At 65.7% G+C, this 25078-nt stretch carries 27 protein-coding genes, 1 other RNA gene and 1 pseudogene; 14 read left to right on the forward strand and 15 right to left on the reverse strand.

The window, feature by feature from the left end:
* Window positions 1–4: 4 nt before the first annotated feature.
* The gene (gene hisN, locus LHL23_RS06020; protein ID WP_222478364.1) at window positions 5–796 is read right to left on the reverse strand and encodes a histidinol-phosphatase; all 792 of its coding nucleotides are present in this window, start codon (window positions 794–796) and stop codon (window positions 5–7) included.
* Between the two features lie 97 nt (window positions 797–893).
* Window positions 894–1265 carry a helix-turn-helix domain-containing protein gene (locus LHL23_RS06025; RefSeq protein ID WP_222478362.1) on the reverse strand — a complete coding sequence of 124 codons (372 nt, stop codon included), beginning with the start codon at window positions 1263–1265 and terminating at the stop codon, window positions 894–896.
* Between the two features lie 351 nt (window positions 1266–1616).
* On the opposite strand from LHL23_RS06025, the gene LHL23_RS06030 reads away from it, so the two are divergent.
* The gene (locus tag LHL23_RS06030) at window positions 1617–2582 is read left to right on the forward strand and encodes an NADPH:quinone oxidoreductase family protein (protein WP_226429165.1); all 966 of its coding nucleotides are present in this window, start codon (window positions 1617–1619) and stop codon (window positions 2580–2582) included.
* A gap of 178 nt (window positions 2583–2760) precedes the next feature.
* Here the strand turns inward: LHL23_RS06030 and LHL23_RS06035 are convergent, their stop codons facing one another.
* Entirely contained in the window at window positions 2761–3642 is an 882-nt protein-coding gene (locus tag LHL23_RS06035) for a LysR family transcriptional regulator (RefSeq protein ID WP_222478358.1), read from the reverse strand.
* A 125-nt stretch (window positions 3643–3767) separates the two neighbouring features.
* Here LHL23_RS06035 and LHL23_RS06040 point away from each other — a divergent pair, with 125 nt between their 5' ends.
* The 3 genes from LHL23_RS06040 to LHL23_RS06050 all read left to right on the forward strand — a co-directional run bounded on the left by LHL23_RS06040 (window position 3768) and on the right by LHL23_RS06050 (window position 5524).
* Window positions 3768–3989 (forward strand): DUF1127 domain-containing protein, encoded by a 222-nt coding sequence (locus tag LHL23_RS06040; RefSeq protein ID WP_222478356.1) that lies wholly within the window; start codon window positions 3768–3770, stop codon window positions 3987–3989.
* Window positions 3990–4186: 197 nt separating this feature from the next.
* A complete protein-coding gene (locus LHL23_RS06045; protein ID WP_222478355.1) occupies window positions 4187–4963 on the forward strand; it encodes a Bax inhibitor-1/YccA family protein in 777 nt (258 codons plus the stop codon).
* Window positions 4964–5050: 87 nt separating this feature from the next.
* Window positions 5051–5524: a GNAT family N-acetyltransferase gene (locus LHL23_RS06050; RefSeq protein ID WP_226429166.1), complete on the forward strand. Its 474-nt coding sequence runs from the start codon at window positions 5051–5053 to the stop codon at window positions 5522–5524.
* A gap of 2 nt (window positions 5525–5526) precedes the next feature.
* Here LHL23_RS06050 and LHL23_RS06055 read toward each other — a convergent pair whose 3' ends face one another.
* Both LHL23_RS06055 and rpmG read right to left on the reverse strand, forming a co-directional pair.
* Window positions 5527–5895: a hypothetical protein gene (locus tag LHL23_RS06055; protein WP_226429167.1), complete on the reverse strand. Its 369-nt coding sequence runs from the start codon at window positions 5893–5895 to the stop codon at window positions 5527–5529.
* Window positions 5896–6155: 260 nt separating this feature from the next.
* Window positions 6156–6323, reverse strand: coding sequence for a 50S ribosomal protein L33 (rpmG, locus tag LHL23_RS06060; protein WP_008554190.1), 168 nt, complete (start codon window positions 6321–6323; stop codon window positions 6156–6158).
* A gap of 839 nt (window positions 6324–7162) precedes the next feature.
* On the opposite strand from rpmG, the pseudogene LHL23_RS23590 reads away from it, so the two are divergent.
* Window positions 7163–8053: pseudogene (locus LHL23_RS23590) on the forward strand (adenylate/guanylate cyclase domain-containing protein); the annotation flags it as partial.
* A 95-nt stretch (window positions 8054–8148) separates the two neighbouring features.
* On the opposite strand, the gene rnpB reads toward LHL23_RS23590, so the two are convergent.
* From rnpB to gatC, 5 genes are all read right to left on the reverse strand, one after another.
* Window positions 8149–8560, reverse strand: an RNA gene (gene rnpB / locus LHL23_RS06070) — RNase P RNA component class A.
* A gap of 185 nt (window positions 8561–8745) precedes the next feature.
* Window positions 8746–9420 carry an N-acetylmuramoyl-L-alanine amidase gene (locus tag LHL23_RS06075; protein ID WP_226429168.1) on the reverse strand — a complete coding sequence of 225 codons (675 nt, stop codon included), beginning with the start codon at window positions 9418–9420 and terminating at the stop codon, window positions 8746–8748.
* The gene (locus LHL23_RS06080; protein ID WP_226429169.1) at window positions 9420–10205 is read right to left on the reverse strand and encodes a hypothetical protein; all 786 of its coding nucleotides are present in this window, start codon (window positions 10203–10205) and stop codon (window positions 9420–9422) included. The genes LHL23_RS06075 and LHL23_RS06080 overlap by 1 nt, the downstream gene beginning before the upstream one ends.
* Window positions 10206–10245: 40 nt before the next feature.
* The gene (gatA, locus tag LHL23_RS06085) at window positions 10246–11733 is read right to left on the reverse strand and encodes an Asp-tRNA(Asn)/Glu-tRNA(Gln) amidotransferase subunit GatA (protein ID WP_226429170.1); all 1488 of its coding nucleotides are present in this window, start codon (window positions 11731–11733) and stop codon (window positions 10246–10248) included.
* Between the two features lie 5 nt (window positions 11734–11738).
* A complete protein-coding gene (gene gatC / locus LHL23_RS06090) occupies window positions 11739–12026 on the reverse strand; it encodes an Asp-tRNA(Asn)/Glu-tRNA(Gln) amidotransferase subunit GatC (RefSeq protein ID WP_222478346.1) in 288 nt (95 codons plus the stop codon).
* Window positions 12027–12212: 186 nt separating this feature from the next.
* Here gatC and LHL23_RS06095 point away from each other — a divergent pair, with 186 nt between their 5' ends.
* The gene (locus LHL23_RS06095) at window positions 12213–12905 is read left to right on the forward strand and encodes a metal-dependent hydrolase (protein ID WP_226429171.1); all 693 of its coding nucleotides are present in this window, start codon (window positions 12213–12215) and stop codon (window positions 12903–12905) included.
* 105 nt (window positions 12906–13010) lie between these two features.
* Here the strand turns inward: LHL23_RS06095 and LHL23_RS06100 are convergent, their stop codons facing one another.
* The 4 genes from LHL23_RS06100 to LHL23_RS06115 form a co-directional block, all read right to left on the reverse strand.
* Window positions 13011–13634, reverse strand: a complete 624-nt coding sequence (locus LHL23_RS06100; protein WP_226429172.1) for a DNA-3-methyladenine glycosylase I — start codon at window positions 13632–13634, stop codon at window positions 13011–13013.
* Entirely contained in the window at window positions 13631–13924 is a 294-nt protein-coding gene (locus LHL23_RS06105; protein ID WP_226429173.1) for a YciI family protein, read from the reverse strand. The genes LHL23_RS06100 and LHL23_RS06105 overlap by 4 nt, the downstream gene beginning before the upstream one ends.
* Before the next feature lie 21 nt (window positions 13925–13945).
* The gene (locus LHL23_RS06110; protein ID WP_226429174.1) at window positions 13946–14527 is read right to left on the reverse strand and encodes a TetR/AcrR family transcriptional regulator; all 582 of its coding nucleotides are present in this window, start codon (window positions 14525–14527) and stop codon (window positions 13946–13948) included.
* A gap of 97 nt (window positions 14528–14624) precedes the next feature.
* The gene (locus LHL23_RS06115; protein WP_226429175.1) at window positions 14625–15074 is read right to left on the reverse strand and encodes a nucleoside deaminase; all 450 of its coding nucleotides are present in this window, start codon (window positions 15072–15074) and stop codon (window positions 14625–14627) included.
* Between the two features lie 198 nt (window positions 15075–15272).
* Between LHL23_RS06115 and LHL23_RS06120 the strand changes: the two genes are divergently transcribed.
* The 6 genes from LHL23_RS06120 (at window position 15273) to LHL23_RS06145 (ending at window position 21915) form a co-directional block, all read left to right on the forward strand.
* The gene (locus LHL23_RS06120; RefSeq protein ID WP_226429176.1) at window positions 15273–16283 is read left to right on the forward strand and encodes a pseudouridine synthase; all 1011 of its coding nucleotides are present in this window, start codon (window positions 15273–15275) and stop codon (window positions 16281–16283) included.
* Window positions 16284–16458: 175 nt separating this feature from the next.
* The gene (locus LHL23_RS06125) at window positions 16459–17352 is read left to right on the forward strand and encodes a 5-bromo-4-chloroindolyl phosphate hydrolysis family protein (RefSeq protein ID WP_222478331.1); all 894 of its coding nucleotides are present in this window, start codon (window positions 16459–16461) and stop codon (window positions 17350–17352) included.
* 18 nt (window positions 17353–17370) lie between these two features.
* Window positions 17371–18561, forward strand: a complete 1191-nt coding sequence (locus LHL23_RS06130; RefSeq protein ID WP_226429177.1) for a toxic anion resistance protein — start codon at window positions 17371–17373, stop codon at window positions 18559–18561.
* A 23-nt stretch (window positions 18562–18584) separates the two neighbouring features.
* A complete protein-coding gene (locus LHL23_RS06135; protein WP_413229466.1) occupies window positions 18585–19508 on the forward strand; it encodes a DUF2927 domain-containing protein in 924 nt (307 codons plus the stop codon).
* Between the two features lie 26 nt (window positions 19509–19534).
* Complete coding sequence (locus tag LHL23_RS06140; protein WP_226429178.1) at window positions 19535–20716, forward strand: SPFH domain-containing protein; 1182 nt, start codon at window positions 19535–19537, stop codon at window positions 20714–20716.
* Window positions 20717–20793: 77 nt separating this feature from the next.
* Window positions 20794–21915 carry a TFIIB-type zinc finger domain-containing protein gene (locus tag LHL23_RS06145; RefSeq protein WP_226429305.1) on the forward strand — a complete coding sequence of 374 codons (1122 nt, stop codon included), beginning with the start codon at window positions 20794–20796 and terminating at the stop codon, window positions 21913–21915.
* Window positions 21916–22013: 98 nt separating this feature from the next.
* On the opposite strand, the gene LHL23_RS06150 is transcribed toward LHL23_RS06145, so the two are convergent.
* A complete protein-coding gene (locus LHL23_RS06150; RefSeq protein WP_222478326.1) occupies window positions 22014–22433 on the reverse strand; it encodes an Hsp20/alpha crystallin family protein in 420 nt (139 codons plus the stop codon).
* 197 nt (window positions 22434–22630) lie between these two features.
* Between LHL23_RS06150 and dtd the strand changes: the two genes are divergently transcribed.
* Both dtd and LHL23_RS06160 read left to right on the forward strand, forming a co-directional pair.
* Window positions 22631–23077 carry a D-aminoacyl-tRNA deacylase gene (gene dtd / locus LHL23_RS06155; protein WP_226429179.1) on the forward strand — a complete coding sequence of 149 codons (447 nt, stop codon included), beginning with the start codon at window positions 22631–22633 and terminating at the stop codon, window positions 23075–23077.
* Between the two features lie 416 nt (window positions 23078–23493).
* Window positions 23494–25077, forward strand: a complete 1584-nt coding sequence (locus tag LHL23_RS06160) for an ABC transporter substrate-binding protein (RefSeq protein WP_226429180.1) — start codon at window positions 23494–23496, stop codon at window positions 25075–25077.
* The last annotated feature ends 1 nt before the right edge of the window (window position 25078 follow it).

A 25078-nucleotide genomic window follows, 5' to 3' on the forward strand; every position in this document is an offset into this window, starting at 1 on the left:
CCGTCTATGGCTGGCGCAGCAGCTCCAGCGCTGCCGCGTGGATCTCTGCATTGGCCGCCGCCAGGGCACGGCCGCCGTTGTGGGCCGGGTTGCCCTGCCAGTCGGTGACGATGCCGCCTGCCGCCTGGATCACCGCAATCGGCGCCTGGATGTCATAGGCGTTGAGGCCCGCCTCGATCACCAGATCCGCCTGCCCGGCCGCAACCAGGGCATAGGCGTAGCAGTCCATGCCGTAGCGGGTCAGCTTGGCCCGGGCGGAGACCCGTTCGAAGCCCGCGCGTTCTTCGGCGGTCCCGACCTCGGGGAAGGTGGTGAACAGGATGGCGTCGGCCAGCGCTGCGGTGCCAAGCGTCTGCAGGGGCCTTTCACCCAGCGGACCGGTCATCGTGGCGGTCTCCGGCCCGCCGCAGAAGCGCTCGCCGGTATAGGGCTGGTCGATCACGCCAAGGAAAGGGCCGTTTTCATCCGCCAGCGCAATCAGCACCCCCCAGGTCGGCGTGCCGCTGATGAAGCCGCGGGTGCCGTCGATCGGGTCCAGCACCCAGGTGCGGCCGGAGCTGCCGGCCTCAGCGCCGAACTCCTCGCCCAGGATACCGTCCTGCGGGCGCAGCTCGGCCAGCACCGCCCGCATCGCCTGCTCGGCGGCGCGGTCGGCCACGGTCACCGGGTCGAACCCGCCGGCCAGCTTGTTTTCGGTGTTCAGCGAGGACGTGCGGAAATGCGGAAGGATGGCGGCGCGGGCTGCGTCTGCCATCCTGTGTGCTACGTCGAGATCGGAAAGAGCGGCCTGTGTCATACCCGAACGGGTGCCACCAGGCCGCCTTCATTGCAAGCGCAAACCCGCCCTTCGCGGTATTTTGCGCCGCAAAGCCGTGTCCGCGGCCGCCTTGTCTTCAGGCGACGTCGCTCAGCACCCGGGCCAGTTCGAACAGGCGGCGGCGCTGGTTTTCCGGAATTGCATAGTAGGAGCGCACCAGGTCCAGTGCTTCCTTGTCGCCCATCAGATCCTCCGGCACGGAGGCTTTCTCGGCGGGGGACTTGCCCTCTTCCTGCAGGCCCTCGAAGAAGAAGCTTACGGGCACTTCCAGCGCGTCGGAAATATCCCACAGGCGGGAGGCGCTGACCCGGTTGGCACCGGTTTCATACTTCTGGATCTGCTGGAATTTGATGCCGACCTGCTCAGCGAGCTGCTGCTGCGTCATGCCAATCAGCCACCGGCGATGGCGGATCCGCTTTCCCACGTGCACGTCTACGGGATGAGCCATGCGATTCTCCTAAATCTGTACATCCGGCTGCAACCCGGACCGCTGTTCCAATAACATGTTGCGGCGATTTCCAATGCTTGCCGGAAACACGTTTCCCCATCAGAGCGATCTGACCTCAACCTCTGAGCAAAAGTGTACAACCCTTGCGGTTGATTGCAAGACTGCCGTCGCGCGTTACGAGGGGTTGAAAGTCAAGCGCATGATTTCATGTATCATTTTTCTAAACGTTTTATTGCCAAGCAGCTGGGGATCGCGTACTTCCCCAGAAATAGCGAGATGCGCGGCGCGGCGGCAGGCCGACAGTGTGGCCGTGCGAATCATGCCGATTCCCGTAACAGGTGAGGAGAGGACATGCAGGCTTTCCAGGTTTCAGCTTTCGGCCAGCCGGCCGCTTTGACGCAAACGGAGTGCCCGCCCCCCGGTCCCGGGCAGGCAGCAGTCGCCCTGCGGGCCTGCGGACTGAATTTCGCCGACCTCCTGATGATGAAGGGCAGCTACCAGGACACGCCGGAGCCGCCCTTTACCCTGGGGCTGGAAGCGGCCGGGGTGGTCACTGCGCTTGGCGCGGGCACCGAGGGTTTTGCCATCGGCGACCGGGTGGCGGTGTTCGGCGGCTCCGGCGGGCTGGCAGAGGCGGGGGTGTTTGATGCCGCGCGGCTGATCCGGATCCCGAATGCGATGAGTTTCGAACATGCCGCGGCCATTCAGATCGCCTATGGCACCAGCCATATGGCGCTGGATCACTGCGCCCGGCTGCAGCCGGGGGAGACCCTGCTGGTGACCGGCGCCGCGGGCGGCGTCGGGCTGACCGCGGTGGAGATCGGCAAGCTGATGGGCGCGACGGTGATCGCCCAGGCCCGCGGCCAGGAGAAGCTGGATGTCGCCGCAGCCGCGGGCGCCGATCACCTGATCGACGCCGGCGAGGACCTGCGCAGCGCGGTCAAGGCGCTTGGCGGGGCGGATGTGGTCTATGACGCCATCGGCGGCGATGTGTGGAAGGCGGCCTTCCGCTCTGCCAATCCCGGCGCGCGGCTGCTGCCGGTCGGTTTTGCCGGCGGCGAAGTGCCGCAGATCCCGGCCAACCATCTGCTTGTGAAGAACTTGATGGTGATCGGCTTCTACCTGGGCGGCTACATGAAGTTCCGCCCCGAGGCGGTGCGCCGCTCCTTTGAGACGCTGTTTGCCTGGCACGGCGCGGGCCGCATCAAGCCCCACATCAGCCACACCCTGCCGCTGGAGCAGGCGGGCGACGGCCTGGAGCTGCTGCGCAGCCGCAAATCGACCGGCAAGGTGGTGATCACCATGGGCGGCAGCTGACAGGCCGAACGGCCGCAGTTAGGGCTCCCGCCCGCAGACAGAGCATTTCTGCGAAATGCACCGCAGCGGTTGGGCCAGGCTCAGCGCCCGCGGCGCTGAGCCTGGCCCAAGGCCGCCAAGGATGCGCTGGCCACGCCAGGGCAGCCTGCGGGCGCGGGAGTTCCGGCCTGCAGGCTTGTCAGCTGGCCGCCCGCAGCGGCGTGGCCCACAGCCCCTGGAACCCCTGCCGGATGAACTCCGCCAGTTCCTCGACATAGGGCGCGTGCACGCGCTCCGCGCCGTAGAGGTTGATGTGCTGCATCGGCAGTTCCGGCAGTCCGCTGCTTTGGGTGATCAGCTCCTGATAAGACGGCTGGGTGCCCTCCAGCAGCACGCCAACAGCCAGGTCGGCGCTGACGGTTGCCTCGACCGTGCGGTCGGAATCGCTGTCCAGCGCCATTTCCCATTCAATGCCGGCCTCATCCAGCGCCGCCGTGGCCACCGGGCGGAAGCTGCAGTTGCGGCAGAAGCCGAGCCGCAGCGGGCGCTGCCGCCAGACCGCGCCGTCGGGCGCGCCAACCCAACGCAGCGGCATGCTGTGAATGGTCTCGCCGCCCTCGCCTGCACCGGTTTCGGTGGTCAGGATAAGGTCGAAGGCGCCGCGCGCGAACTCGGCCTTGAGGTCGCGGGTGTTGGAGGTGCAGAGGTTCACATTGACCCGCGGATAGCTGAGGCTGAACCGCTTCAGCACCTGCGGGATCACCGGATGCACCACGTCATGCGGCACCCCAAGGAGCACCTCGCCCTCAAAGGCCTGGTCGGTCAGCCGGCTGATCACCTCGTCATTCAGCGCCACCATCTTGCGGGCATAGCCCAGCATCTGTTCGCCCTCGGCGGTCAGCGCGATGGTGCGGCCCGACCGGTCCAGCAGTTCCAGCCCCAAAAGCTCCTCCAGCCGTTTCATCTGCATCGAGACCGCCGACTGGGTCAGATGCAGGAAACCGGCGGCGCGGGTCACCCCGCCGTATTCCGCCACCGCAACAAAGGAGCGGAGCGTGGTGATATCGAGATTTCTTACCATCACAGAACCTGATTCATTGGATCAAAAACATTCGTTTTAAAAATATGCCACAGCACCCCATATTCATCAACACAATTGATCGCCCAAAAGGGAAGCATCACAAACATAACTGAAGGACCAAGCCCATGACCCTCGCAACCTCATCCTGCACCGCCCCCTGCCGCGCCGCCAAACCGCAGCTTTCAATAACGTCTCGCCTGCGCCTTCACATGGCCGCCTGGCGCCAGCGCCGCCAGCTGGCGCGGCTCGATGCGCGCGCGCTGGAGGATATCGGCGTGACCCGGGCGCAGGCGGACGCGGAGGCCCGCGGCGGGTTCTGGAAAGCGCCGGATCACTGGCACGGCTGAGCCGGTTCCGGCCAGTCAGGCGCCGGCCTTACGGACGGGCCGCCGCAGCGCGGCCCGTTTGGTTGTTTTTCATGTATTTCTTTGTCCGAAATACTTGAACCGAACTCCGCTTCACCCGATATTTGGCTGGAAAGCTGCCGCCTGCGGTCCTGTTCGCGTGCCGGCAGCGAGGGAGTAGATTACGGAGACCATTCAATATGGCACAATTCGATACCATCCGCTCTGCCGCAGGCGCCCGCGCCGCGCAGATTGATGAGGGCCTCCGCGCCCATATGAACAAAGTCTATGCCACCATGTCGGCAGGCACGTTCATCACCTTCCTGGCCGCCTGGGCGATTGCCGGGCTGGCGGTCACCTCCGACCCGGCCAATGCCGTGGCCCAGCTGAGCGCTGACAAATACCTGACCAACATCGGCTATGCGCTTTATGCCTCGCCGCTGAAGTGGGTGATCATGTTCGCGCCGCTGGCCTTCATCTTCGGCATCGGCGCCGCCGCCAACCGCATGTCCGCGGCCGGCGTGCAGCTGCTGTTCTATGTCTTCGCCACCGTGATGGGCCTGTCGATCAGCTCGATCTTCCTGGTCTTCACCGGCGAAAGCATCGTGCAGGTGTTCCTGATCACCTCCATCGCCTTTGCGGGCCTGTCGCTGGTGGGCTACACCACCAAGAAGGACCTCAGCGGCATGGGCTCCTTCCTGATCATGGGCCTGATCGGCCTGATCGTGGCGTCGATCGTTAACATCTTCCTGGCGTCCTCCGCCATGGCGTTTGCGATCTCGGTGATCGGCGTGCTGATCTTTGCAGGCCTCACCGCCTATGACACCCAGCGGATCAAGAACGACTACCTGCAGATGGCCCACGCGGGCGACCAGGAGTGGCTGGCGAAATCCGCGATCATGGGCGCGCTGAGCCTCTACCTGGACTTCATCAACATGTTCATGATGCTGCTCCAGCTGCTTGGCAACCGCGAATAACCGCAGGTCACATTCCAACACAGCGAGGGGCGGATCTCAGCGATCCGCCCCTTTTCATTTTCAACAACGATAACAGGGGACACACCCATGAAAATCATTGAGATCCCGGCGGCAGAGGCAGGCCGCCTGCTGCCGCTGCTGCAGGACCTGCACGCGCTGCACGCCCAGCATCAGCCGGAGCGCCACATTCCGGCGCCCGGCAGCGGCGATCTGGCTGCCTGGCTGCAACGCTGGCTGCAGGAGGAGAACGTGTTTGCGCTGGCCGCAGAGAGCCCGCAGGGGGCGCTGCTGGGCTACCTGATCTATGAGCTGCAGGACCGCCCTGCCCTGCCCGTCCGCGCCGCCGAAAAACGCGCCATGCTGCACCATATCTCGGTCACCGGAGCCTGGCGCCGGATGGGCGTCGGCAAGGCGCTGGTGGAGGCGATGAAGACGCGGGCGCTGGCAGAAGGCGCCACGGTGATTGCGGCCACCTATGCGCCGTTCAACAGCGCCTCGGCGGCGCTGATGCAGGGTATGGGGATGGAACCGGTGCTGACCGTGGCAGAGTGGCGCGCCTGAGGTCAGACGCCGGAGCAATCAAGGCCGGCGGAAATGGCAATCGCCCCCTGCCGGCCCGGCACCTTGCGGAGGCTTCCATCCACGAGGCAGCCCGAGACGCTCTGCAGCAGGCTGCGCAGCTCCGCCTCCGCAATCTCCGGCAGGACGGGCACCGCGCTGGTTTCCGGGACGCTCAGCACCGCGACACCGGCGCTGCCCGCGCGCACCAGGCTCAGCGCCAGCCTGCGCCCGTTCAGGCGCACAAACCTGTCCGATACCGCCTGCTGCGCTGCCCCGTGCTGACGGGGGGCTGCTGCCGCAACGGGTAAAGGCGCGGCACTGACGGCCGGGGGCAGCGGCACCGCGGCCTTCTCTTCAAAGAAACTGGACACCGGCGCCCCGGCCGCTGACAGCACCGCCGCTAACAAGATTACCCTCACAACACATCCACCCGCTTGCTTGTTCACCCACAAGCCACAGGCTAGGCCGGAAATGGGGCAACAAGGTGCCGGAGCCCCCGGCAATCCGCGCGGCATTTTCCGACAATTGCAGACAGCGGGCCGATGCGGATGCACGGCGCAGATGAAGGCGCAAAAGAAAACGGGCCGCGCAGCGCGCGACCCGTTTCCGGAAATCGGTCCGTAAGGAAGGCTTACTTGATTTTGCCTTCTTTGTACTCGACGTGCTTGCGCACGACCGGGTCGTATTTGCGCACGACCATTTTCTCGGTCATGGTGCGTGCGTTTTTCTTGGTCACATAGAAGTGGCCGGTGCCCGCGCTCGAGTTCAGGCGGATCTTGATGGTGGTCGGCTTCGCCATGGTGCTTCTCCTGCGTCCGAAAAGGCAGGGGCCTCTCGGTAAATTCCTATCTGAAGCCCGGCTTTTACCCGCCCTGCGCCCCAAGTCAACAGCCAAATCGCCCGGAAACCGCCCCGGAGGGCCAATTCTGCCCGCCCGCCCCGCACAACAGGGGCTTTCAGCGGCTTTCCCGCCGATTGGGGCGGTGAAACATCGCTTTCCGCCGTGATTGCCCCATTTCAATGGCTGAAGATCCGCGCCACAGACCGAAAGCCCTGCCGATGCCCGAACCCGGGGATTCCAGCCACTTAGCCCAGCAGCCGAATCTTCTGGTGCGCGCAGTGGCCGGTCTGGCGGTTTCGCTGCGGCACAAGCTGCTGGCCGCCTTTCTGACCGGAACCGGCCTGGTGATCGTACTTGCGCTGCTGGGGCTGCAGACGCTGCTGCAAGCCAATGAGCGGACCCGGCAGCTGATCCGCGATCAGCAGCAGATCGCAGCCTATAACCGCATTTATCAAAGCGCCGGCGACGCCTTGGTGTTTGCCATGGCCAGCACGTCCAAGACCCCGGGCCGCATGGGGCTGCCTTTGGCCCAGGCGCTGAATGAAGCCAATGACCTGACCGTCATCGTTGCCCGCCATGCGCGGCAAGTGGAGCTTCAGAACCTGCCCAGGGATCAGCGGCTGCCGGCACTGCAGCGGACCGCGCAGCGTCTGCCGCCTGCCGCAACGGCCCTTGCCCAGGCCCGGCGGACCGGCGGCACGGCGCGTGTTGCCGAACTGGTGGAAAAGCAGTTCACCCCGATCGCCCTGAGCCTGCAGCGCGATGCCTATACAATCGCCAAGGACATCGAACGGCGGATGAACCTGCGCGCGCAGCAGACCGCCCAGGCCTACGCGCGTGCCCGCGCTCTGGTCATCGGGGCCAGCGTGGCCGCGGTCCTGCTGTCGCTGCTGGCGGGTTATGCGATCTCCTCCTCCGTGCTCTGGCCGGTGGAGCAGATCGGCCGCACGCTGAGCGCAGTCGCCTCCGGCGATTTCACTGCCAGGGCCGCTGTTCCCAACCGCGATGAGTTCGGCGGGCTGGCCAGGAACGCAAACAGCATGAGCCGGGAGCTGGGCGCGCTGTACGAGGAGGTCAATGCGCAAAAGGAGGAGCTGAAGTCCTGGAACAGCCAGCTGGAGCGCAAGGTGGCGCATCAGGTCGCCGAGCTGGAGCGGACCAACCGGCTGCGCCGTTTCCTGCCGGAGCCGGTGGCGGCGATGATCGTGAACGCGGGCGACGGCAGCGCCCTGCTGAACAGCCAGCGCCGCACCGTGACGGTTCTGTTTGCGGACCTGCGCGGCTTCACCGCCTTTGCCAGTGCGGTTGCCCCGGAACAGGTGATTGCGGCGCTCAACGCCTTTCACCAGACCGCCGGGCCGCTGATTGATCAGGCGGGCGGCACGCTGGAGCGGTTTCTGGGCGACGGGCTCCTGGTTCTGTTCAACGCGCCGCTGCCCTGCGAGGATCCGGCCGGGCAGGCGCTGGCGCTGGCGCAGCAGATGCAGGCGGCCTTTCCCGGCGCCCTGAGACCTTTTCAAACCGGCGGCAGCCGGATCGGCCTAGGAATCGGGATTGCCACCGGCGAGGCGACGCTGGGGCAGATCGGTTTCGAAGGGCGGCTGGACTATGCGGCAATCGGCGCGGCGCCGAACCTGGCGGCCCGGCTCTGCGAGCAGGCGCAAAGCGGGCAGATCCTGCTGTGCGAGGCCACCGCCCAGGCCATTGGCGCCGGCCTGCAGAAAGCCGGCAGTTTCGAGTTGAAGGGCATACCCGGAGCAGCCGCTGCCTATGAACCGGAAAAACGCGCAGAAGGCCTGTAAGCCGGATCCTGTCCCCCCTGCCCCGTAAGGCAGGGATCGATGGCCATTCATCTAGGCGGCGCATTGCTGCGCCGCTCAAGCTGCCAACCCGGTCCCTCTCGGCTGAAGCGAACCTAGCGGCGGTATCCCGGCGGACCGGAACCAGCCCGCGCGGGGACCCTATTTGGCATTGCTCCCGGTGGGGCTTGCCGTGCCGCCCCTGTTGCCAGGGGCGCGGTGGGCTCTTACCCCACCGTTTCACCCTTACCAGCCCGGGGGCTGGCGGTCTGTTTTCTGTGGCGCTTTCCGTCGGGTTTCCCCGCCCGGGCGTTACCCGGCACCGCTGCTTCATGGAGTCCGGACTTTCCTCCCGCACGGGGCTCCCCCCGCGCCGGCGGCCATCCAGCCTTCTGCGCGAGGGGAGGCGTAGGAACAACGGCGCCCGCCGTCAAGCGGATAGTGCGGCGGCAGGGGCTTTGCCCCTCTTGGCGAAGGGCCAATTCACCCCAGGATATTTCCAGCCAGATGAATAATGGATCCGCTCTTCATCTGGCCCCCAATATCCCGGAGCGCGAGGCAGAGCCTCGCATAAGCCCCCCTTAGCGGACCAGCGGATGCAAAGGCAGAAAGTCTTCTGCCGAGAGCGGGCCGCGCGCCCAGGGCCGGAACCGCAGCCGCACAGCCGTCAGAAGCGTTTGATCATCAGCAGGTGCCGTGAAACCGGCCGCGGCGGCGGCTTGGCGGAAGTCCTCAAATTCCATGCTCTGCGGCTGCGGCGCCCCGAAGCCTCCCGCGGCCAGCCCAAGCCGGGCCAGGCGCGCCCAGTCGAAACGCGGGCCGGGGTCGCATTTGCGTCCCGGCGCCATGCAGGAATGGCCGATCACCCCCGCAGGCGGGATGTCTCGGCGCTGCATGATGCCGCGCATCAGCGCTTCCAGCGCCGCCATCTGCGGTTCGCTGAACGGATGGGTGCCGCGATTGTCGAGCTCGATGCCGATGGAGCGGGAGTTGATGTCCGCCTGCCCGGCCCATTCGCCGGCGCCTGCGTGCCAGGCGCGGCTGTCTTCCGCCACCATCTGCCACAGGCCGCCGTCCGCACCGATCAGGTAGTGGGCGGAAACCTCGGCCGCCGGATCGCAAAGCCGGTCCAGCGCCGCTGCAGCACTGTCCATCGCGGTGTAGTGCAAAACGATCAGGGACGGCGTCAGGCCATCCCTGCGGGGCCCGAAATTCGGGCTGGGGTGCCAAACGGCGCCTGGCTGATCAGCCGTCATCAGTTTTGGACGGCCAGCCGGTAAGGCGCCGGATCCCAGCCGCAGGCAAAGCCGTCGCCATCCGGGTCCAGCACCTTGCGGTCGCGCTCGGGGCCGCCGCTTTCGAGGAAGGCGACCTGGGCCTGGTCAGGCGAGGCGAACTCCGCGCAGTTGCGGGCGCTGCGGGCCTTCAGATTGATGCCCGCGCGGGTGTAGAGCCGCACACCCTTGGGGTTGGAGGTGCTGAGCGCGTATTTGACGATGTTCGGCCCGCTATCGCCAGCGCGTTCCGGCACCGCGGTGGGCTGCACCTGCTGGTACTGCGACCGCTGCCGCTCCAGCCGCGCCGCATCGCTTTCGATCGACTGGCGCGCCGACACTGCCTGGAAATCGTTCTCGTCCGAGATACCCGCGTTGCCTGCCAGCTGCGGCGCCGGGTTGGACGGGCTGGCGTCCAGCGGCGCCGTGCCGGTCCCGGAGCCGGAACTGGCGCGGGAGGCTGCCAGGGCCGCTTCGGTCTGGCGGGCGATGTCCGCGTCGCCGGCGGACGCCGCGGCGCTGCTGAACGTGCCTGCAGCGGTTGAGGTGCCGGCGCTGCGCGGCGCGGCCGCGGTCTGGTAGGTTTCCGTGGACACCCGCGCGGGCGGCACCAGCGGGTCGCCATTGATGGTGGTGCCAGCGGCGGGCGGCGGCGCAAACGGGTCGCCGTCGATGCCAACGCCTGCGGCGCTGTCGGGAACCTGGGGAGAACAGGCAGCCATAACCAGAAGGCTGCCTGCGGCGGCGTAAGATGCGAATGCGCGCATGGGGTACCTGTCAGCTCTGCTCAATTGCTTGCGCAGAGGTTTACCACCATTGCTGCGGCTTGGCTACAAAGCCGGCCGCATTCTCCAGCGCATAGGCAGTGTTCAGCAGATCGCCCTCTTCCCAGGGCTTGCCAATGAGCTGCAGGCCCAGCGGCAGGCCCTGGCTGTCCAGCCCGGCAGGCACCGCAACGCCGGGCAGGCCCGCCAGGTTCACGGTGACGGTGAACACGTCATTGAGGTACATCTGCACCGGATCCGCCTCGGTCATCTCGCCCAGGCCAAAGGCCGCGGACGGGGTGGCCGGGGTCAGGATCGCATCGACACCGGCGGCAAAGGCGTCCTCAAAGTCCTTCTTGATCAGGGTGCGGACGCGGCGGGCGCGGTTGTAATAGGCGTCGTAGAAGCCAGCCGACAGCACGTAGGTGCCGACCATTACACGCCGCTGCACCTCGTGGCCGAAGCCCTCGGCGCGGGTCTTCTCGTACATCTCGGTGATGCCGTCGCCGGCTTCCAGCGTGGCGCGGCGGCCGTAGCGGACGCCATCATAGCGCGCCAGGTTCGAGGAGGCCTCAGCCGGGGCAATCACGTAATAGGCGGGCAGCGCATATTTGGTGTGGGGCAGCGAGATATCGACGATCTCGGCACCGGCTGCTTTCAGCATCTCGGCGCCGTCGGCCCACAGCGTCTCGATCTCGCCGGGCATGCCGTCCATGCGGTATTCCTTGGGGATACCGATCTTCTTGCCGCGGATGTCGCCGGTCAGCATCGCCTCGAAATCCGGCACCGCCAGTTCGGCAGAGGTCGAATCCTTGGGGTCATGGCCGCACATGGCTTCCAGCATGATCGCCGCGTCGCGCACCGATTTGGTCATCGGGCCGGCCTGGTCCAGCGAAGAGGCGAATGCAACGATGCCCCAGCGCGAGCAGCGGCCGTAGGTCGGCTTGATGCCGACGGTGCCGGTAAAGGCGGCAGGCTGGCGGATCGAGCCGCCGGTGTCGGTGCCGGTGGCCGCCAGGCAGAGGTCGGCCGCCACAGCAGAAGCGGAGCCGCCGGAGGAGCCGCCCGGGGTCAGCTGGGCGTCGTCATTGCCGCGGCGCCAGGGGCTGACGGCATTGCCGTAGACGGAGGTCTCATTAGAGGAGCCCATGGCGAACTCATCCATGTTCAGCTTGCCCAGCATGACGGAGCCGGCATCGGCCAGCTTCTGGCTAACGGTGGATTCATACTCCGGCTTGAAGCCTTCGAGGATCTTCGAGGCCGCCTGCGAGGGAACGCCCTTGGTGCAGAACAGGTCCTTGATGCCGATCGGCAGGCCGCACATGGAGGGCGCATCGCCCGCCTTGATGCGGTCGTCCGCCGCTTTGGCGCGTTCCATCGCAATCTCGGGCGTCTTGTGCACGAAGGCGTTCAGAGCATCAGCCGCGTCGATCGCCTTGAGGCAGGCTTCGGTCAGCTCAACGGAAGTGGTGTCGCCCTTGCGCAGCGCGTCGCGGGCCTCTGCCAGGCCCAGTTTGTTCAGATCGCTCATGTCTCTTACTCCACGACTTTGGGCACTGCGAAGAAGCCTTCGCGGGCGTCCGGCGCATTGGCCAGAACCTTGTCCTGCTGGTTGCCGTCGGTGACTTCATCCGCGCGGCGCTTGAGGCGCTGCGGGGTGACGGAGGTCATCGGCTCGACGCCCTCGACGTCCACCTCGTTCAGTTGCTCGATGAAGCCCAGGATGTTGTTGAACTCGTCTGCCAGCGCCGGCAGCGCGTCGTCCTCGACCTTGATCCGGGCCAGTTTGGCCACCTTGGCGGCGGTGCTTTGGTCTATCGACATGGAAACCCTCATCTGGTGTTGGATAGGCATTTACCGCCGTGCCGCCTGCGCTGCAAGCCGGCATGGGGCGTTCGCTGCGTTGCGCCGGCTTAACCGGGCAGGCGCGGCAAATTATCCGCAGGCTTCAATTCCATTTCGCATCAGGCCTGTTAGGCTTCCGCCAAGGACAACGGGAGGAGAAATGCGATGAAGATCATTTGGCTGGGCCACGGCTCATTCCGCATCGAAACAAGCGGCCAGGTGCTGCTGGTGGACCCCTGGCTGAGCGGCAACCCGGTACTGCCGGAAGACAGCCATGAGGCCGCGATTGCAGGCGCCACCCATATCCTTCTGACCCATGTGCATTTCGACCATGTGGTGGACGTGCTGCCCTTGGCGAAACGGCTGGAGGTGCCGGTGGTGGGGCAATACGACCTGATGGGCCTGTGGGGCGAGACCGAAGGCGTGCAGACCACCGGCTTCAACAAGGGCGGCACGGTGGACCTGGGCGGGGTCAAGGTTGCGATGGTGCCGGCCTCGCACAGCTCCACCTTCAACACCCAGGACGGCCTGCGCACCGGCGGTTCGGAAGTGGGTTATATGCTGATGGCGGAGGGCAAGACGGTCTATCTGTCCGGCGACACCGCGATCATGGCCGACATGGAGTGGATGGGCGATTACTACAAACCGGACGTGGGCATCCTGTCGGCGGGCGGCCATTTCACCATGGACATGAAACAGGCGGCCTACGCGGCCAAGCGGTACTTCAACTTCAAGACGGTGATTCCCTGCCACTACAAGAGCTTCCCGGTCCTGGAGCAGGACGCCAAGGATCTGATTGAAGGGCTGCCCGGCGTCGATGTCATCAAGCCGGAAGTGATGAAGGCGATCGAAATCTGACCTGTCCGGGCGTGCGGAAAACCTCCCGCCCGCCGCCGGATCTGCAGGGCAGACCCGCTCCCGTTGGGCGGGGCGCCGGGCCTGACGGCCCGGCGCAGACAGGTTTCAGGCTGCCGGTTTCGTCTGCGGCACGGTGAACGCCGCACGCGCTGCAGCCGCCTTCTCCCGGCAGATGCAGCCGCGGGCGTGGTCATTGATCAGCCCCATCGCCTGCATGAACGCAAAAACCGTGGTCGGCCCAACGAATTTCCAGCCGCGTTTCTTGAGCGCCTTGGACAGCGCCACGGATTCGGGGCTGGTGGAGGCGGTCTGCGGCTCCGGCAGGTCTTCCGGGTTCGGCTCATAGCTCCAGAAAAACGCGGCGAGGGACCCCGCCTCCGCCACCAGCTCCTGTGCGCGGGCGGCGTTGTTGATCACCGCCTCGATCTTGCCGCGGTGGCGGATGATGCCCTTGTCCTGCAGCAGCCGCTCCACGTCCCTCGCGCCGAACTTCGCCATCTCGTTGAAATCGAACCCGGCAAAGGCGGCGCGGAAGTTTTCGCGCTTGTCGAGAATAGTCCGCCAGCTGAGGCCGGACTGGAAGCTTTCGAGGCAGACCTTCTCGAACAGTCGGATATCGTCGCCCACCGGGTAGCCCCATTCCTCGTCGTGGTAGCGCAGGAAATCCGGGGCCGAGGCGCTCCAGGCGCAGCGGGTGCCGCCGTCAGGCGCGGTGTACAAGCGGCTCATTCCCCGCCCCGCAGGAAATCAAGCCGGGGATCCATCATGGTGGGCGCAACGCCGATGATTTCCGGCTCCACCACGCCGCCGGTCACAAAGGGATCCTGCGCCACGCGGGCAAACAGGTCCTCCTCACTTTCGCCCACGGCGAGGATCGCACCGCCTTCGCCATCGGTCATGGATCCGGCGGCAAGGAACACCCCGTCCTCAAACCCCTTTTGGAGCCAGGCCTTGTGGCCGTCCAGGTATTCGGCCAGGCGGTCTTTCTGCTCGGCAAATGTCAGCAAAATGAAATACATGCTTGTCTCCTGTGATGCATATTAACGGGGGTGATCCTGTGGCAGCTGACACTCGAGCCAGTCCTGCATCAGCGCCACTTCGCGGTTGATGAATTCCACATCGCCAAATGCCTGCGCCAGCGCCGCTGCCCCCTGGCTGCGCGCCAGCAGGTGCATGGCCAGGGCATCCGAGTCCGTGCCGCAGCCCAGCTCTTCGAACTGGCGGCAAAGCCATGTCCGGAACAGAGTGAAAACCGCATTGGCCTGATCCTGCGCCGCATGGTTCAGCTTGCCAAGCTCCGCAACCAGCGTGCCGACGGGACAGCCGTACAGAATGATCTTGGCCTGGTTGGCGATCAGGATGCGAATGAAGCAGATGATCCGCTGCTCCGGGCCGGCGCCTTCCGCCTGCCAGGTGTTCAGCATGGTGCGGGTCGAAGCCAAGCGGCGCGCGATCACTGCTTCAAGGATCTCGTCCTTGGTCTTGAAATGATAATAGAAATTGCCGCGCGAGATGCCGACCGCCGCGGCGATATCCGCAAACGACGTGGCCTCGAACCCGCGCTCATAGAACAGCTGGTCCGCGGCCTCAGCGATCCGGTCTTTGGTTGCTGGCTGTGGCATCTACACCCCTAGGACGTTTGACCTAATTGCAATCTAGGACATTTGACCTACAGGCGCAACCGGCAAGCGAAGCGACGGCACGTCACATGCTCCATGATCAGCGTTTGCCGGCAAAGAACTCCTTGAGCAGCGCGCTGGCCTCGCCTTCGGCAATCCCGTCATAGACCTCAGGCGCGTGATGCGCTTGCGGATGGGAGAACACACAGGCGCCATGCGCCACGCCGCCGGACTTGGGATCAGCGGCGCCGTAGTACACCCGGCGGATGCGGGCGGCAGCGATTGCAGCGGCGCACATGGCGCAGGGCTCCAGCGTCACATAGAGGTCGTAGCCCGTGAGCCGCTCGCTACCCAAGGCGGCACAGGCCGCACGGATGGTCAGAATCTCGGCGTGGGCGGTGGGATCGTTCAGTTCGCGGGTGCGGTTGCCTGCCAGCGCCGCAACCTGCCCGTCCGGCGAGATCAGCGCAGCGCCCACAGGCACTTCACCGCGCTCTGCCGCTGCCCGCGCCTCAGCCAGCGCCTTATCCATGTGCGATTTGAATGCCATACGCTCCGCTCAGCTTGAATGCAGCAAGGCTATACACTTAGAAAAGTTTCGGCCCGGCGGCAACGCCGGGCAGCGCCCGTCCGCCCCCATGGGCGGGCGCTTCGCTTGCCGCCCGCGGCCGGGCTCTGCCCTCACCACACTTTGCCCGCCCGCGATTGCCCGCTTTCGCAAGGAGGCGGAATGCTCTATGGCACGGGCATGAGCAAAACACCCGCATCCCCCAAGGGCAAACCGGCCCCGAAATCCCAGCCCCGCAAAGCGCCTTCCAAACCCGAAGGCGCCGCGCCTGAGGGCGACCGCATCGCCAAGGTCCTGTCGCGCGCCGGCGTTGCCTCGCGCCGCGAAGCCGAGCGCATGATTGCGGAGGGCCGTGTGTCGGTGAACGGCAAGAAGATCGACAGCCCGGCGCTGAACGTGACCGCGGCAGACCGGATCAGCGTTGACGGCCAGCCGCTGCCGGAGGCCGAGGCGCCGCGGATGTGGCTGTATTACAAGCCCACCGGACTGGTGACGTCGAACAGCGACGAAAAGGGCCGCAAGACCATCTTCGACGAGCTGCCGGAGGACATGCCGCGGGTAATGACGGTGGGACGGCTCGACCTCAACTCCGAAGGGCTCTTGCTGCTGACCAATGACGGCGGCATCAAGCGCAAGCTGGAGCTGCCCGCCACCGGCTGGCTGCGCCGCTACCGGGTGCGGATCAACGGCCGCCCCAAGGACGAGGATTTTGCCCCGTTGCGCAAGGGCCTGGTGATCGAGGGCGAGAAGTTCCAGCCGATGACCGTGACGCTGGACCGCCAGCAGGGCGCCAACGCCTGGCTGACGGTCGGCCTTCGCGAGGGCAAGAACCGCGAGATCCGCCGCGCGATGGAGGATATCGGCTATAGCGTGAACCGGCTGCTGCGGGTGTCCTACGGGCCGTTCCAGCTGGGCGATCTGAAACCGGGCGAAGTCGAGGAGCTGCGCCCGCGCGTGGTGCGCGACCAGCTCGGGCTGGAGCCGGAAGAGGAAAAGCCGGCAGGCCGCCCTACCCGCTCCCGCGGCGGCAAACCCGCTGGCAGGCCGGCGGGCAAGCCGGGCGGCAAACCGGTGGCAAAGGCGCCAGGAAAACCCGGCAAACCGGGCGGCCGGACCGCGGCACCGCAGCAGGACCGCCCCGCCCCGCGCGGCGCCGGCAAGCGCCCGATCGGCAAGAATCCCCGGCGCTGAGCCGTTTCCCGCAGACTTCCCCCTAGCAACACCGCCAGCTATCCCCTAGATTTCCAATCAGTTAATCTTCGCTGGCGGTCTTGGGGGGGCCTTCGCGTGCAGAAACTTGCCTATGCTGCCCTGTTGATCCTGATGTTCGGCCTCAGCACCGGCTGGATCGTGGGGGGCTGAGCTGATGGCGCAGCGATACGGCGGCAAGTACAGCCCTGACGGCAAACCCGCAGCGCAGGACACGCCGCCGCAGCAGTCTTACCGCAACGCCCAGGTGGACCCGGTCGGAGTGCGCGCCAACGTGTTGTTCGTGCCGCCTGCGATCTTGACCCTCCTGTCCTTGAACGACGGCGCCGCGGGGCTGGCGCTGGGGCTAATCGGGGCCGGCCTGTGGACCGGCGGCGCCTTGCTGCTGCGCGAGGGGCTGAAAGCCGAAGCCGCCTATGCCGCCCGCAAGGTGGCGCGCAAACCCGCCCTGCCCCGCAAGATCCTGGCGGCGCTGCTGACGGGCGGCGGCGCGGCGCTGGCGGCGTGGAAGGCCGAACCGGGCATCCTGATTGCCGCCGTTTACGGCGCCGCTGCAGCGGGCCTGCACGTCACCGCCTTTGGCATTGACCCGCTGCGGGACAAAGGCGTGGAAGGGGTCGACGATTTCCAGCAGTCCCGGGTGGCCCGCGCGGTGGATGAGGCAGAACAAAGCCTTGCCGCGATGAAGGACGCCGCCCTGCGCGCCCGTGACCGCAAGGTCGAGGCGCGGGTGGAGCAGTTTCAGTCCGTTGCCCGCGAGCTGTTCCGCACGGTGGAGGAAGACCCGCGTGATCTGACCGCTGCCCGCAAGTACCTGACCGTCTATTTGCAGGGCGCCCGCGATGCGACGGTGAAATTCGCCGACATCTACGCCCGCAGCCAGGACGCTCAGGCCCGCGCCGATTACCTGGCGCTGCTGGACGACCTGGAACAGAATTTTGCCGCGCGCACCCGCAAGATGCTGGTGGAGGACCGCGCCGACCTGACCATTGAAATTGAAGTGCTGCGCGACCGATTGCAGCGTGAAGGAGTCCATCTGGACCGCAACTGATTAGCGAGGAAGCCGTTCATGTCCGAATCCATCCAACAGAAAGCCGCCGAGGCCGAAGCCCTGGTCACTGAAGTCACCGCCATCGAACTGCCTGAACCCGTGGCAGACGTGCAGCCGCTGGAGCAGGCCGACGAACCGACCAGCGAGGCAATCCGGCAGCGGATGGAACAGATCGACATGGGCGACACCAATTCGATCATCCATTTCGGCTCTGCCGCGCAGGAAGAGCTGCAGACGATCAGCCAGGCCATGCTCGCCGACGTGCGCAACAAGGATGTGGGGCCCGCGGGCGACAGCCTGCGCAACATCGTGGCCACGATCCGCGGGTTTTCGGTGTCCGAATTGGACGTGCGCCGCAAGGCGACCTTCTGGGAGCGGCTGCTGGGCAAGGCCACGCCTTTCGTGAAATTCACCGCGCGCTATGAAACCGTGCAGGGGCAGATCGACAGGATCACCGATGACCTCCTGGGGCATGAGCATACGCTCCTGAAGGACATCAAGTCGCTCGACCTTCTCTATGAAAAGACGCTGCAATTCTACGATGAGCTGGCGCTCTATATCGCGGCGGGCGAAGCCAAGCTGGCAGAGCTGGACAGCACCACGATCCCGGCCAAGGAGGCCGAAGTGCAGGCCGCGCCGGAAGGCGACCAGGTGATGAAGGCGCAGGAACTGCGCGACCTGCGCGCCGCCCGCGATGATCTGGAGCGGCGGGTGCATGACCTGAAGCTGACCCGCCAGGTCACCATGCAGTCGCTGCCCTCGATCCGGCTGGTGCAAGAAAACGACAAGTCGCTGGTGACCAAGATCAACTCCACCCTGGTGAACACCGTGCCGCTGTGGGAAACCCAGCTGGCGCAGGCCCTGACCATCCAGCGTTCGGCCCAGGCCGCCGCGGCGGTGCGCGATGCCAATGACCTGACCAATGAGCTGCTGACCTCCAACGCCGCCAACCTGCGCCAGTCGAACGAGATGATCCGCCAGGAGATGGAGCGCGGGGTGTTTGATATCGAAGCGGTGAAACAGGCCAACGCGGACCTGATCGGCACCATTCAGGACAGCCTGCGGATCGCGGATGAGGGCAAGGCCAAACGCGCCGCCGCCGAGGCCGAGCTGCAGAAGATGGAGGCAGAGCTGCGCGACACGCTGGCCGCCGCCAAGGCGCGCCGCGACGGCGTTGGCGACACTGCCAGCACCGCGGTTCCGAACTGAGAAAGGCGGCTTGGGTGCAGGCAATTCAGACCATCTGGAAAAGCGCAGCGGCCCTTGCCGGGCTGGCTGCGCTCTCGGCCTGCCTGCCCTTTGACCAGGCGGAGTCGCTGGTGCCCAGGGCCCGCCCGGCGGCGCCGCAGCCCGCGGTCTACAAACCCTCCGCCGACAGCGCCCAGCTGGCCTATTACTACAACGCCCTGCAGCGCGACCTGCTGACCCGCGGCCTGCTGCGCACCGATGGCGGCGGACCGGACACGCCTTATGATGCCGAGGATCTGGCCAGGAGCTTTGAACAGCTGGCGTTTTACGACGAATACGGCGGCTCGGGAATCTCCGGCGGATTGGGCCGCTGGGCCGGCCCGGTCCGGATCGCGGCGGAATTCGGCCCCTCGGTGCCTGCCGACCGGCGCAGGACCGACCGCGACACGGTCACCGAATACGCCGCGCGTCTGGCGCGGATCACCGGCCATTCCATCGGCACCGTCAGCGGCAGGGCCAATTTCCACGTGATCTTTGCCAGCCTCGACGACAGCGCCTTTGTCGCCGAGCGGGTGCGCGAGCTGCTGCCTTCGATCAGCGCGCGGGACTTGTCGCTGCTGGCCGCTCCGCCGCGCAGCTTTTACTGCCTGGTGGTGGCAGGCGGACCGCAAAGCGATCCGCTGTCCTATACCCGCGGAGTGGCGCTGATCCGGGCCGAGCACCCCGACCTGGTGCGCAAGAGCTGCGTGCATGAGGAAGTGGCGCAAGGCCTGGGCCTCAGGAACGACAGCCCGCGGGCGCGGCCCTCGATTTTCAATGACGACGACGAATTTGCGCTGCTGACCAGCTTTGACGAAAAACTGCTGCAGATGCTGTATGATCCACGAATGAAAACGGGGATGAGCCTGGAAGAGGCGCGCCCCATCATCCGCATTCTCGCCCGCGAGGCGATGGGCCAGGAACTGTAGGCCGCCAAAGGAAAAGGACTTGAAACATGGGTATTTTCGATTTTCTCAAAGGCGAATTCATTGATGTCATTCACTGGGTGGACGACACCCGCGACACCATGGTCTGGCGGTTCGAGCGCGAGGGCCATGAGATCAAATACGGCGCCAAGCTGACGGTGCGCGAGGGCCAGGCGGCGGTGTTCGTGCACGAGGGCCAGCTGGCCGATGTGTTCACCCCCGGTCTCTACATGCTGGAGACCAACAACATGCCGGTCATGACGACGCTGCAGCACTGGGACCACGGCTTCCAGTCGCCGTTCAAGTCGGAGATCTATTTCGTCGACACCACCCGGTTCAGCGACCTGAAGTGGGGCACCAAGAACCCGATCATCTGCCGCGACCCGGAGTTCGGGCCCGTTCGCCTGCGCACCTACGGCACCTATGCAATCAAGGTGGCCGACCCGGCGCGGTTCCTGTCGGAGATCGTCGGCACCGACGGCGAGTTCACCATGGACGAGATCTCCTACCAGATCCGCAACATCATCGTGCAGGAGTTCAGCCGCGTCATTGCAGGCTGCGGCATCCCTGTTCTGGACATGGCCGCCAACACCGCCGATCTGGGCAAGCTGGTGGCGGCAGAGATTTCCGGCACCCTGGCGGACTACGGCCTGATGATGCCGGAGCTTTACATCGAGAACATCTCGCTGCCCGCCGCGGTGGAGGAGGCCATGGACAAGCGCACCCAGATGGGCGTTCTGGGCGACCTGGGGCGGTACACCCAGTTCTCCGCCGCCGAAGCGATGACCGCAGCCGCGCAAACCCCGAACAGCGGCATGGGCGCAGGCCTCGGGATGGGCATGGGAATGGCGATGGCGCAGCAGATGGGCCAGGCGCTGCAGGGAGGCGCGGCCTCTCAGGCAGCGGGTCAGCCGTCCGGCCCCTGGGGCGCACGGCCCGAACCCGCTGCACCGCAAAGGTCAGCACCCGCGGCACCGCCCCCGCCGCCGGTGGAGCACGTCTGGCATATCGCCGTAGACGGGCAGACTTCCGGTCCGTTCTCCAAGGCGCGGATGGGGCGGATGGCGCAGGACGGCACGCTGACGCGCGAAACCCATGTCTGGACCCCCGGACAGGACGGCTGGAAACGCGCGGGCGAGGTGATGGAGCTGGCACAGCTGTTCACCGTCCTGCCGCCGCCGCCTCCGCCGCCGGCGCCGCCCGCCGGGTAACACCGCCGCAGGGCAGCCGGCAGCTGCCCCCGCCCTTCCCTGACTGACTCTGCCCGACAGGTTGCCTCCCCGTGACGATGCCCCCGCCGCCGCCCGTTGAAACTGTGCCCGCCGCCGCCGAGGAAACCCACCGCTTTCCCTGCGAGCAATGCGGCGCGGATTATACCTATGACCCGGCTTCAGGCACGCTGACCTGCGGCCACTGCGGCCATACCGAAAGCATCCGCAGCGGCCCCTGGAAAGGCAGCGCCCTGCAGGAGCTGGATTTCCGCGCGGCAGCGGCCGAGCAATTGCCCGAAGCGGAAATCGAGGTCACCCGCGTCTCCACCTGCCCCAACTGCGCCGCGCAGGTGGAATTCGACCCCGACACCCACGCCAGGGAATGCCCGTTCTGCGCCACGCCGGTGGTGACCGGCACCGGCGAAAACCGGCATATCAAGCCCAAGGGCGTGCTGCCCTTTGCGGTGGAGGAACGCGCGGCGCACAAGGCGATGACAGACTGGCTGGGTCAGTTGTGGTTCGCGCCGAACGGCCTCAGGGAATATGCCCGCAAGGGGCGGCGGATGCAGGGCATCTATGTGCCCTACTGGACCTATGACGCCCAGACCCGCAGCAGCTACAGCGGCCAGCGCGGCACCGTCTATTATGTCACCGAAACCTTCCAGCAGGACGGCAAGACCAGGACCCGGCAGGTCGCCAAGGTGCGCTGGACGCCGGTTTCGGGCCGGGTGCAGCGGTTCTTTGACGATGTGCTGGTGCTGGCCTCCAAAAGCCTGCCCAAGACATACACCGAGGCGCTGGAGCCCTGGGACCTGGCGCAGCTGGAACCCTATCAGCCGCAGTATCTGGCAGGGTTCCGGGCCGAGGCCTACACGGTGGATCTGGAGGCAGGCTTTGCCGAGGCCGGGCAGAAGATGGACCGGGTGATCGAGCGCGACGTGCGCTTTGACATCGGCGGCGACCGTCAGCGCATTGCCCATATCGACACCAAGGTGTCTGAGGTGACGTTCAAGCACATTCTGCTGCCGGTCTGGCTCGCCGCCTACAAATACCGCGGCAAGACCTACCGCTTTGTAGTCAACGGCCAGTCCGGCCGGGTACAGGGCGAGCGGCCATACTCAGTTTGGAAAATAGCCTTTGCCGTGCTGCTTGCCCTGGTGATCGGTGCCGGCATCGCCCTGGTCGCGAGCCAGCGGTAGCGCCCGTGAAATGCGGAAGGGGGCGCAGCCGCCCCCCTCCTGAACCGGCCGGTTCCTTTCCCCGGATTCTGAGCCGGAACCCTTGGCCGGCCTCCCTGTCAGCCTTTGCTGATTTCAATCCTGCGGGCGGTCTCCGGCTGCTCCTGCGCCTTTTTCGGCACCGCAATGTGCAGCACGCCGTCCTCCATCCGGGCCGAAGCCGCCTGCCCGTCCGCGTCCTCCGGCAACCGGAAGGACCGGCGGAACGCGCCATACTGGCGCTCGCTGAAATACCAGGTGTCGCCCTTCTTCTCTGACTGGGTCTTCTTCTCGCCGCGGATCGTCAGCACGCCGTTATCCACGGTCAGCTCCACGTCCTCCAGCGGAACACCCGGAAGCTCCATGGCAATGTCATAAGCCTCCTTGCCCGACGACGCCTCGGTTGCCGGGGTGAGCCAGTCGGCCAGCCGGGCGCCAAAGCTGCGGAAAGGATCATAAATCGACGGCCAGAAGCCGCCATGTTCGGTTTTTTCCACCATTGTTCAGCCTCCTTTCTTGTTGCGCCCGATTGTACCGCCGGCACGGCAGCCCTGCCTTGATCCCGCGCAATCGCAGCGCGTGCGCAGGAAGATTTCGTCCGATGCACTCGCCCGCGCGCGGCAAAGGGGCTAGAGCTGTCCAGGACCTGCCCCGCGAAAGGGCAGGCAGCCAGGACAGTTCTCAGAAGGAAGCAGACATGCGGGCACTCATTCAACGGGTCAGCGAGGCCTCGGTCACGGTTGACGGCGAGGTCATCGGCGGCATCGGCCCAGGGCTGTTGGTGCTGGTCTGCGCCATGGCGGGCGACAGCGAAGCGCAGGCAGACCAGCTGGCCGCCAAGATTTCCAAGATGCGGATCTTCAAGGACGAGGGCGGCAAGATGAACCGCTCTGTACTGGATACCGGCGGCAGCGTGCTGGTGGTCAGCCAGTTCACCCTGGCGGCCGACACCCGCCGCGGCAACCGGCCCGGCTTTTCCACCGCTGCCGCCCCGGCCGAGGGCGAGCGGCTGTACGAGTATTTTGCCGCCCAGCTGGCAGCGCTGGGTTTGAAAACTGCAAAGGGGCGGTTTGGTGCCGACATGAAAGTCCGGCTGCTGAACGACGGCCCGGTGACCATCTGGATGGACACCGAACAAGCCTGACAGCCGCGTATTCAGCGGCAATCAAACACGCCGCGGATGAAGCGCCCACTCGCGGCGCCCGGCGGGCCTGCCTGCGGCACGAAGGGCGTTTTTTGACAGAAAAGCATCGATTCTGTTCCGTGGCGGGCCGGCCTGCCTGACCTGCCAGGCAGATTCATAAAAAATCCGCCAATCCACCGCATCATTATTTCCTGTCGCTTTCCGGAAGTTTTTTTGTTTTCCGCAAGTCGAAAACCGCAAAAGCGGCACCTGGCCTGAAAAAGACGACATCCGCAGTTTGAGCCGCGCGCGCCCGTGCAGGGAGCTTCCCCGGCGTTGCGCTAATAACGCTTGCGAGTTAGCGGTAAATACGCAAATCTTAAATCGCCAATCAAAAAAACAGGTGCCTCAGCACCGCAACCAATCGGGAGAACTCAATGAACCGACATATGCAGTATCTGGCCGCCCAGGCCGCGGCAGGAAAACTTTCGCGCCGGGACTTCCTGGGCAAGGCCGCCGCACTGGGCTTTACCGCAGTGTCCGCCAACCTGCTGCTGTCCACCGCCGCCAAGGCGGCCGGCCCGCAGAAGGGCGGCACCATCCGCCTCGGCCTGCAGGGCGGCTCCACCACCGACAGCCTGGACCCGGCGCTGGTCACCAACACCGTTGGCCTGATGGTCACCCGCCTGTGGGGTGAAACCCTGGTCGAGCTGGCCGACGACGGCGGCATCGAGGGCAAGCTGGCGGAAAGCTATGAAGCCTCGGCCGACGCCAAGACCTGGACCTTCAAGCTGCGCTCTGGCGTGACCTATTCGAACGGCCAGAACGTGACCGCTGACGACGTGGTCAAGACCATGGAGCGCCACAGCGGCGAGGACACCAAGTCCGGCGCCCTGGGCATCATGCGCGGCATCAAGGACGTGCGCGCGGACGGCGACAGCGTTGTCTTCGAGCTGGACAGCCCGAACGCCGACCTGCCCTACCTGCTGGCCGACTATCACCTGATCATCCAGCCGAACGGCGGCAATGACGATCCGGCGGCGCCCATCGGCACCGGCCCCTACATCATCAAATCCGCCGACATGGGCGTGCGCTTCGTGGCCGAGAAGAACCCGAACTACTGGGGTGATCTGGGCAACGCGGACACCGTGGAAATCATCGTCATCAACGACGACACCGCCCGCGTCGCAGCACTGCAGTCCGGCCAGGTGGACGTGATCGACCGGGTGCCGCCCCGCACCGCGAAACTGGTGGACCGCGCGCCGAACATCACCGTGCACTCGACCTCCGCGGCCGGCCACTATGTGTTCATCATGCACTGCAACACCGCTCCGTTCGACAACAACGACGTGCGGATGGCGCTGAAGTACGGCATCAACCGCCAGGAAATGGTCGACAAGATCCTGAACGGCTACGGCACCGTCGGCAACGACACTCCGATCAACGCCTCCTACCCGATGTACACCGAGCTGGAGCAGCGCCAGTTCGATCCGGACAAGGCGATGCACCACCTGAAGAAATCGGGCCACGACGGCGCCATCCTGCTGCGCACCTCGGACAACTCCTTCCCCGGCGCGCCCGATGCCTCCGCCCTGTTCCAGCAGTCGCTGAACAGCGCCGGCATCAAACTGGACGTCAAGCGCGAGCCGAACGACGGCTACTGGTCGGAAGTCTGGAACGCCAAACCGTTCTGCACCAGCTACTGGGGCGGCCGTCCGACCCAGGACCAGATGTTCACCACCGCCTACCTGTCGACCGCGGACTGGAACGACACCCGCTTCAACAACGAGCAGTTCGACCAGATTCTGGTTGCCGCCCGCGGCGAGCTGGACGTTGCCAAGCGGACCCAGATGTACGCCGACATGTCGACCATCCTGCGGGACGAGGGCGGCCTGATCTGCCCGATGTTCAACGACTTCGTCGAAGCGACCACCGACAAGGTCGACGGCTTTGTCGAAGGCATCCCGGGCCAGGTTCTGATGAACGGCTATGCGGCCAGCAAGCTGTGGGTCAAAGCCTAAT

The sequence above is a fragment of the Leisingera sp. McT4-56 genome, from assembly GCF_020514995.1.
Classification (GTDB): domain Bacteria; phylum Pseudomonadota; class Alphaproteobacteria; order Rhodobacterales; family Rhodobacteraceae; genus Leisingera; species Leisingera aquaemixtae_A.

Excerpts from the sequence above, each read along its gene's own strand:
- gatA (WP_226429170.1), bottom strand. The coding sequence starts at position 11,733 with ATGAGCGATCTGAACAAACTGGGCCTGGCAGAGGCCCGCGACGCGCTG.
- LHL23_RS06045 (WP_222478355.1), top strand. The coding sequence starts at position 4,187 with ATGGCACAATTCGATACCATCCGCTCTGCCGCAGGCGCCCGCGCCGCG.
- LHL23_RS06105 (WP_226429173.1), bottom strand. The coding sequence starts at position 13,924 with ATGTATTTCATTTTGCTGACATTTGCCGAGCAGAAAGACCGCCTGGCC.
- hisN (WP_222478364.1), bottom strand. The coding sequence starts at position 796 with ATGACACAGGCCGCTCTTTCCGATCTCGACGTAGCACACAGGATGGCA.
- LHL23_RS06035 (WP_222478358.1), bottom strand. The coding sequence starts at position 3,642 with ATGGTAAGAAATCTCGATATCACCACGCTCCGCTCCTTTGTTGCGGTG.
- LHL23_RS06110 (WP_226429174.1), bottom strand. The coding sequence starts at position 14,527 with ATGCCACAGCCAGCAACCAAAGACCGGATCGCTGAGGCCGCGGACCAG.
- gatC (WP_222478346.1), bottom strand. The coding sequence starts at position 12,026 with ATGTCGATAGACCAAAGCACCGCCGCCAAGGTGGCCAAACTGGCCCGG.
- dtd (WP_226429179.1), top strand. The coding sequence starts at position 22,631 with ATGCGGGCACTCATTCAACGGGTCAGCGAGGCCTCGGTCACGGTTGAC.
- LHL23_RS06080 (WP_226429169.1), bottom strand. The coding sequence starts at position 10,205 with ATGCGCGCATTCGCATCTTACGCCGCCGCAGGCAGCCTTCTGGTTATG.
- LHL23_RS06100 (WP_226429172.1), bottom strand. The coding sequence starts at position 13,634 with ATGAGCCGCTTGTACACCGCGCCTGACGGCGGCACCCGCTGCGCCTGG.
- LHL23_RS06095 (WP_226429171.1), top strand. The coding sequence starts at position 12,213 with ATGAAGATCATTTGGCTGGGCCACGGCTCATTCCGCATCGAAACAAGC.
- LHL23_RS06130 (WP_226429177.1), top strand. The coding sequence starts at position 17,371 with ATGTCCGAATCCATCCAACAGAAAGCCGCCGAGGCCGAAGCCCTGGTC.
- LHL23_RS06030 (WP_226429165.1), top strand. The coding sequence starts at position 1,617 with ATGCAGGCTTTCCAGGTTTCAGCTTTCGGCCAGCCGGCCGCTTTGACG.
- LHL23_RS06125 (WP_222478331.1), top strand. The coding sequence starts at position 16,459 with ATGGCGCAGCGATACGGCGGCAAGTACAGCCCTGACGGCAAACCCGCA.
- LHL23_RS06150 (WP_222478326.1), bottom strand. The coding sequence starts at position 22,433 with ATGGTGGAAAAAACCGAACATGGCGGCTTCTGGCCGTCGATTTATGAT.
- LHL23_RS06025 (WP_222478362.1), bottom strand. The coding sequence starts at position 1,265 with ATGGCTCATCCCGTAGACGTGCACGTGGGAAAGCGGATCCGCCATCGC.
- LHL23_RS06160 (WP_226429180.1), top strand. The coding sequence starts at position 23,494 with ATGAACCGACATATGCAGTATCTGGCCGCCCAGGCCGCGGCAGGAAAA.
- LHL23_RS06075 (WP_226429168.1), bottom strand. The coding sequence starts at position 9,420 with ATGACGGCTGATCAGCCAGGCGCCGTTTGGCACCCCAGCCCGAATTTC.
- LHL23_RS06050 (WP_226429166.1), top strand. The coding sequence starts at position 5,051 with ATGAAAATCATTGAGATCCCGGCGGCAGAGGCAGGCCGCCTGCTGCCG.
- rpmG (WP_008554190.1), bottom strand. The coding sequence starts at position 6,323 with ATGGCGAAGCCGACCACCATCAAGATCCGCCTGAACTCGAGCGCGGGC.
- LHL23_RS06140 (WP_226429178.1), top strand. The coding sequence starts at position 19,535 with ATGGGTATTTTCGATTTTCTCAAAGGCGAATTCATTGATGTCATTCAC.
- LHL23_RS06145 (WP_226429305.1), top strand. The coding sequence starts at position 20,794 with ATGCCCCCGCCGCCGCCCGTTGAAACTGTGCCCGCCGCCGCCGAGGAA.
- LHL23_RS06120 (WP_226429176.1), top strand. The coding sequence starts at position 15,273 with ATGAGCAAAACACCCGCATCCCCCAAGGGCAAACCGGCCCCGAAATCC.
- LHL23_RS06040 (WP_222478356.1), top strand. The coding sequence starts at position 3,768 with ATGACCCTCGCAACCTCATCCTGCACCGCCCCCTGCCGCGCCGCCAAA.
- LHL23_RS06115 (WP_226429175.1), bottom strand. The coding sequence starts at position 15,074 with ATGGCATTCAAATCGCACATGGATAAGGCGCTGGCTGAGGCGCGGGCA.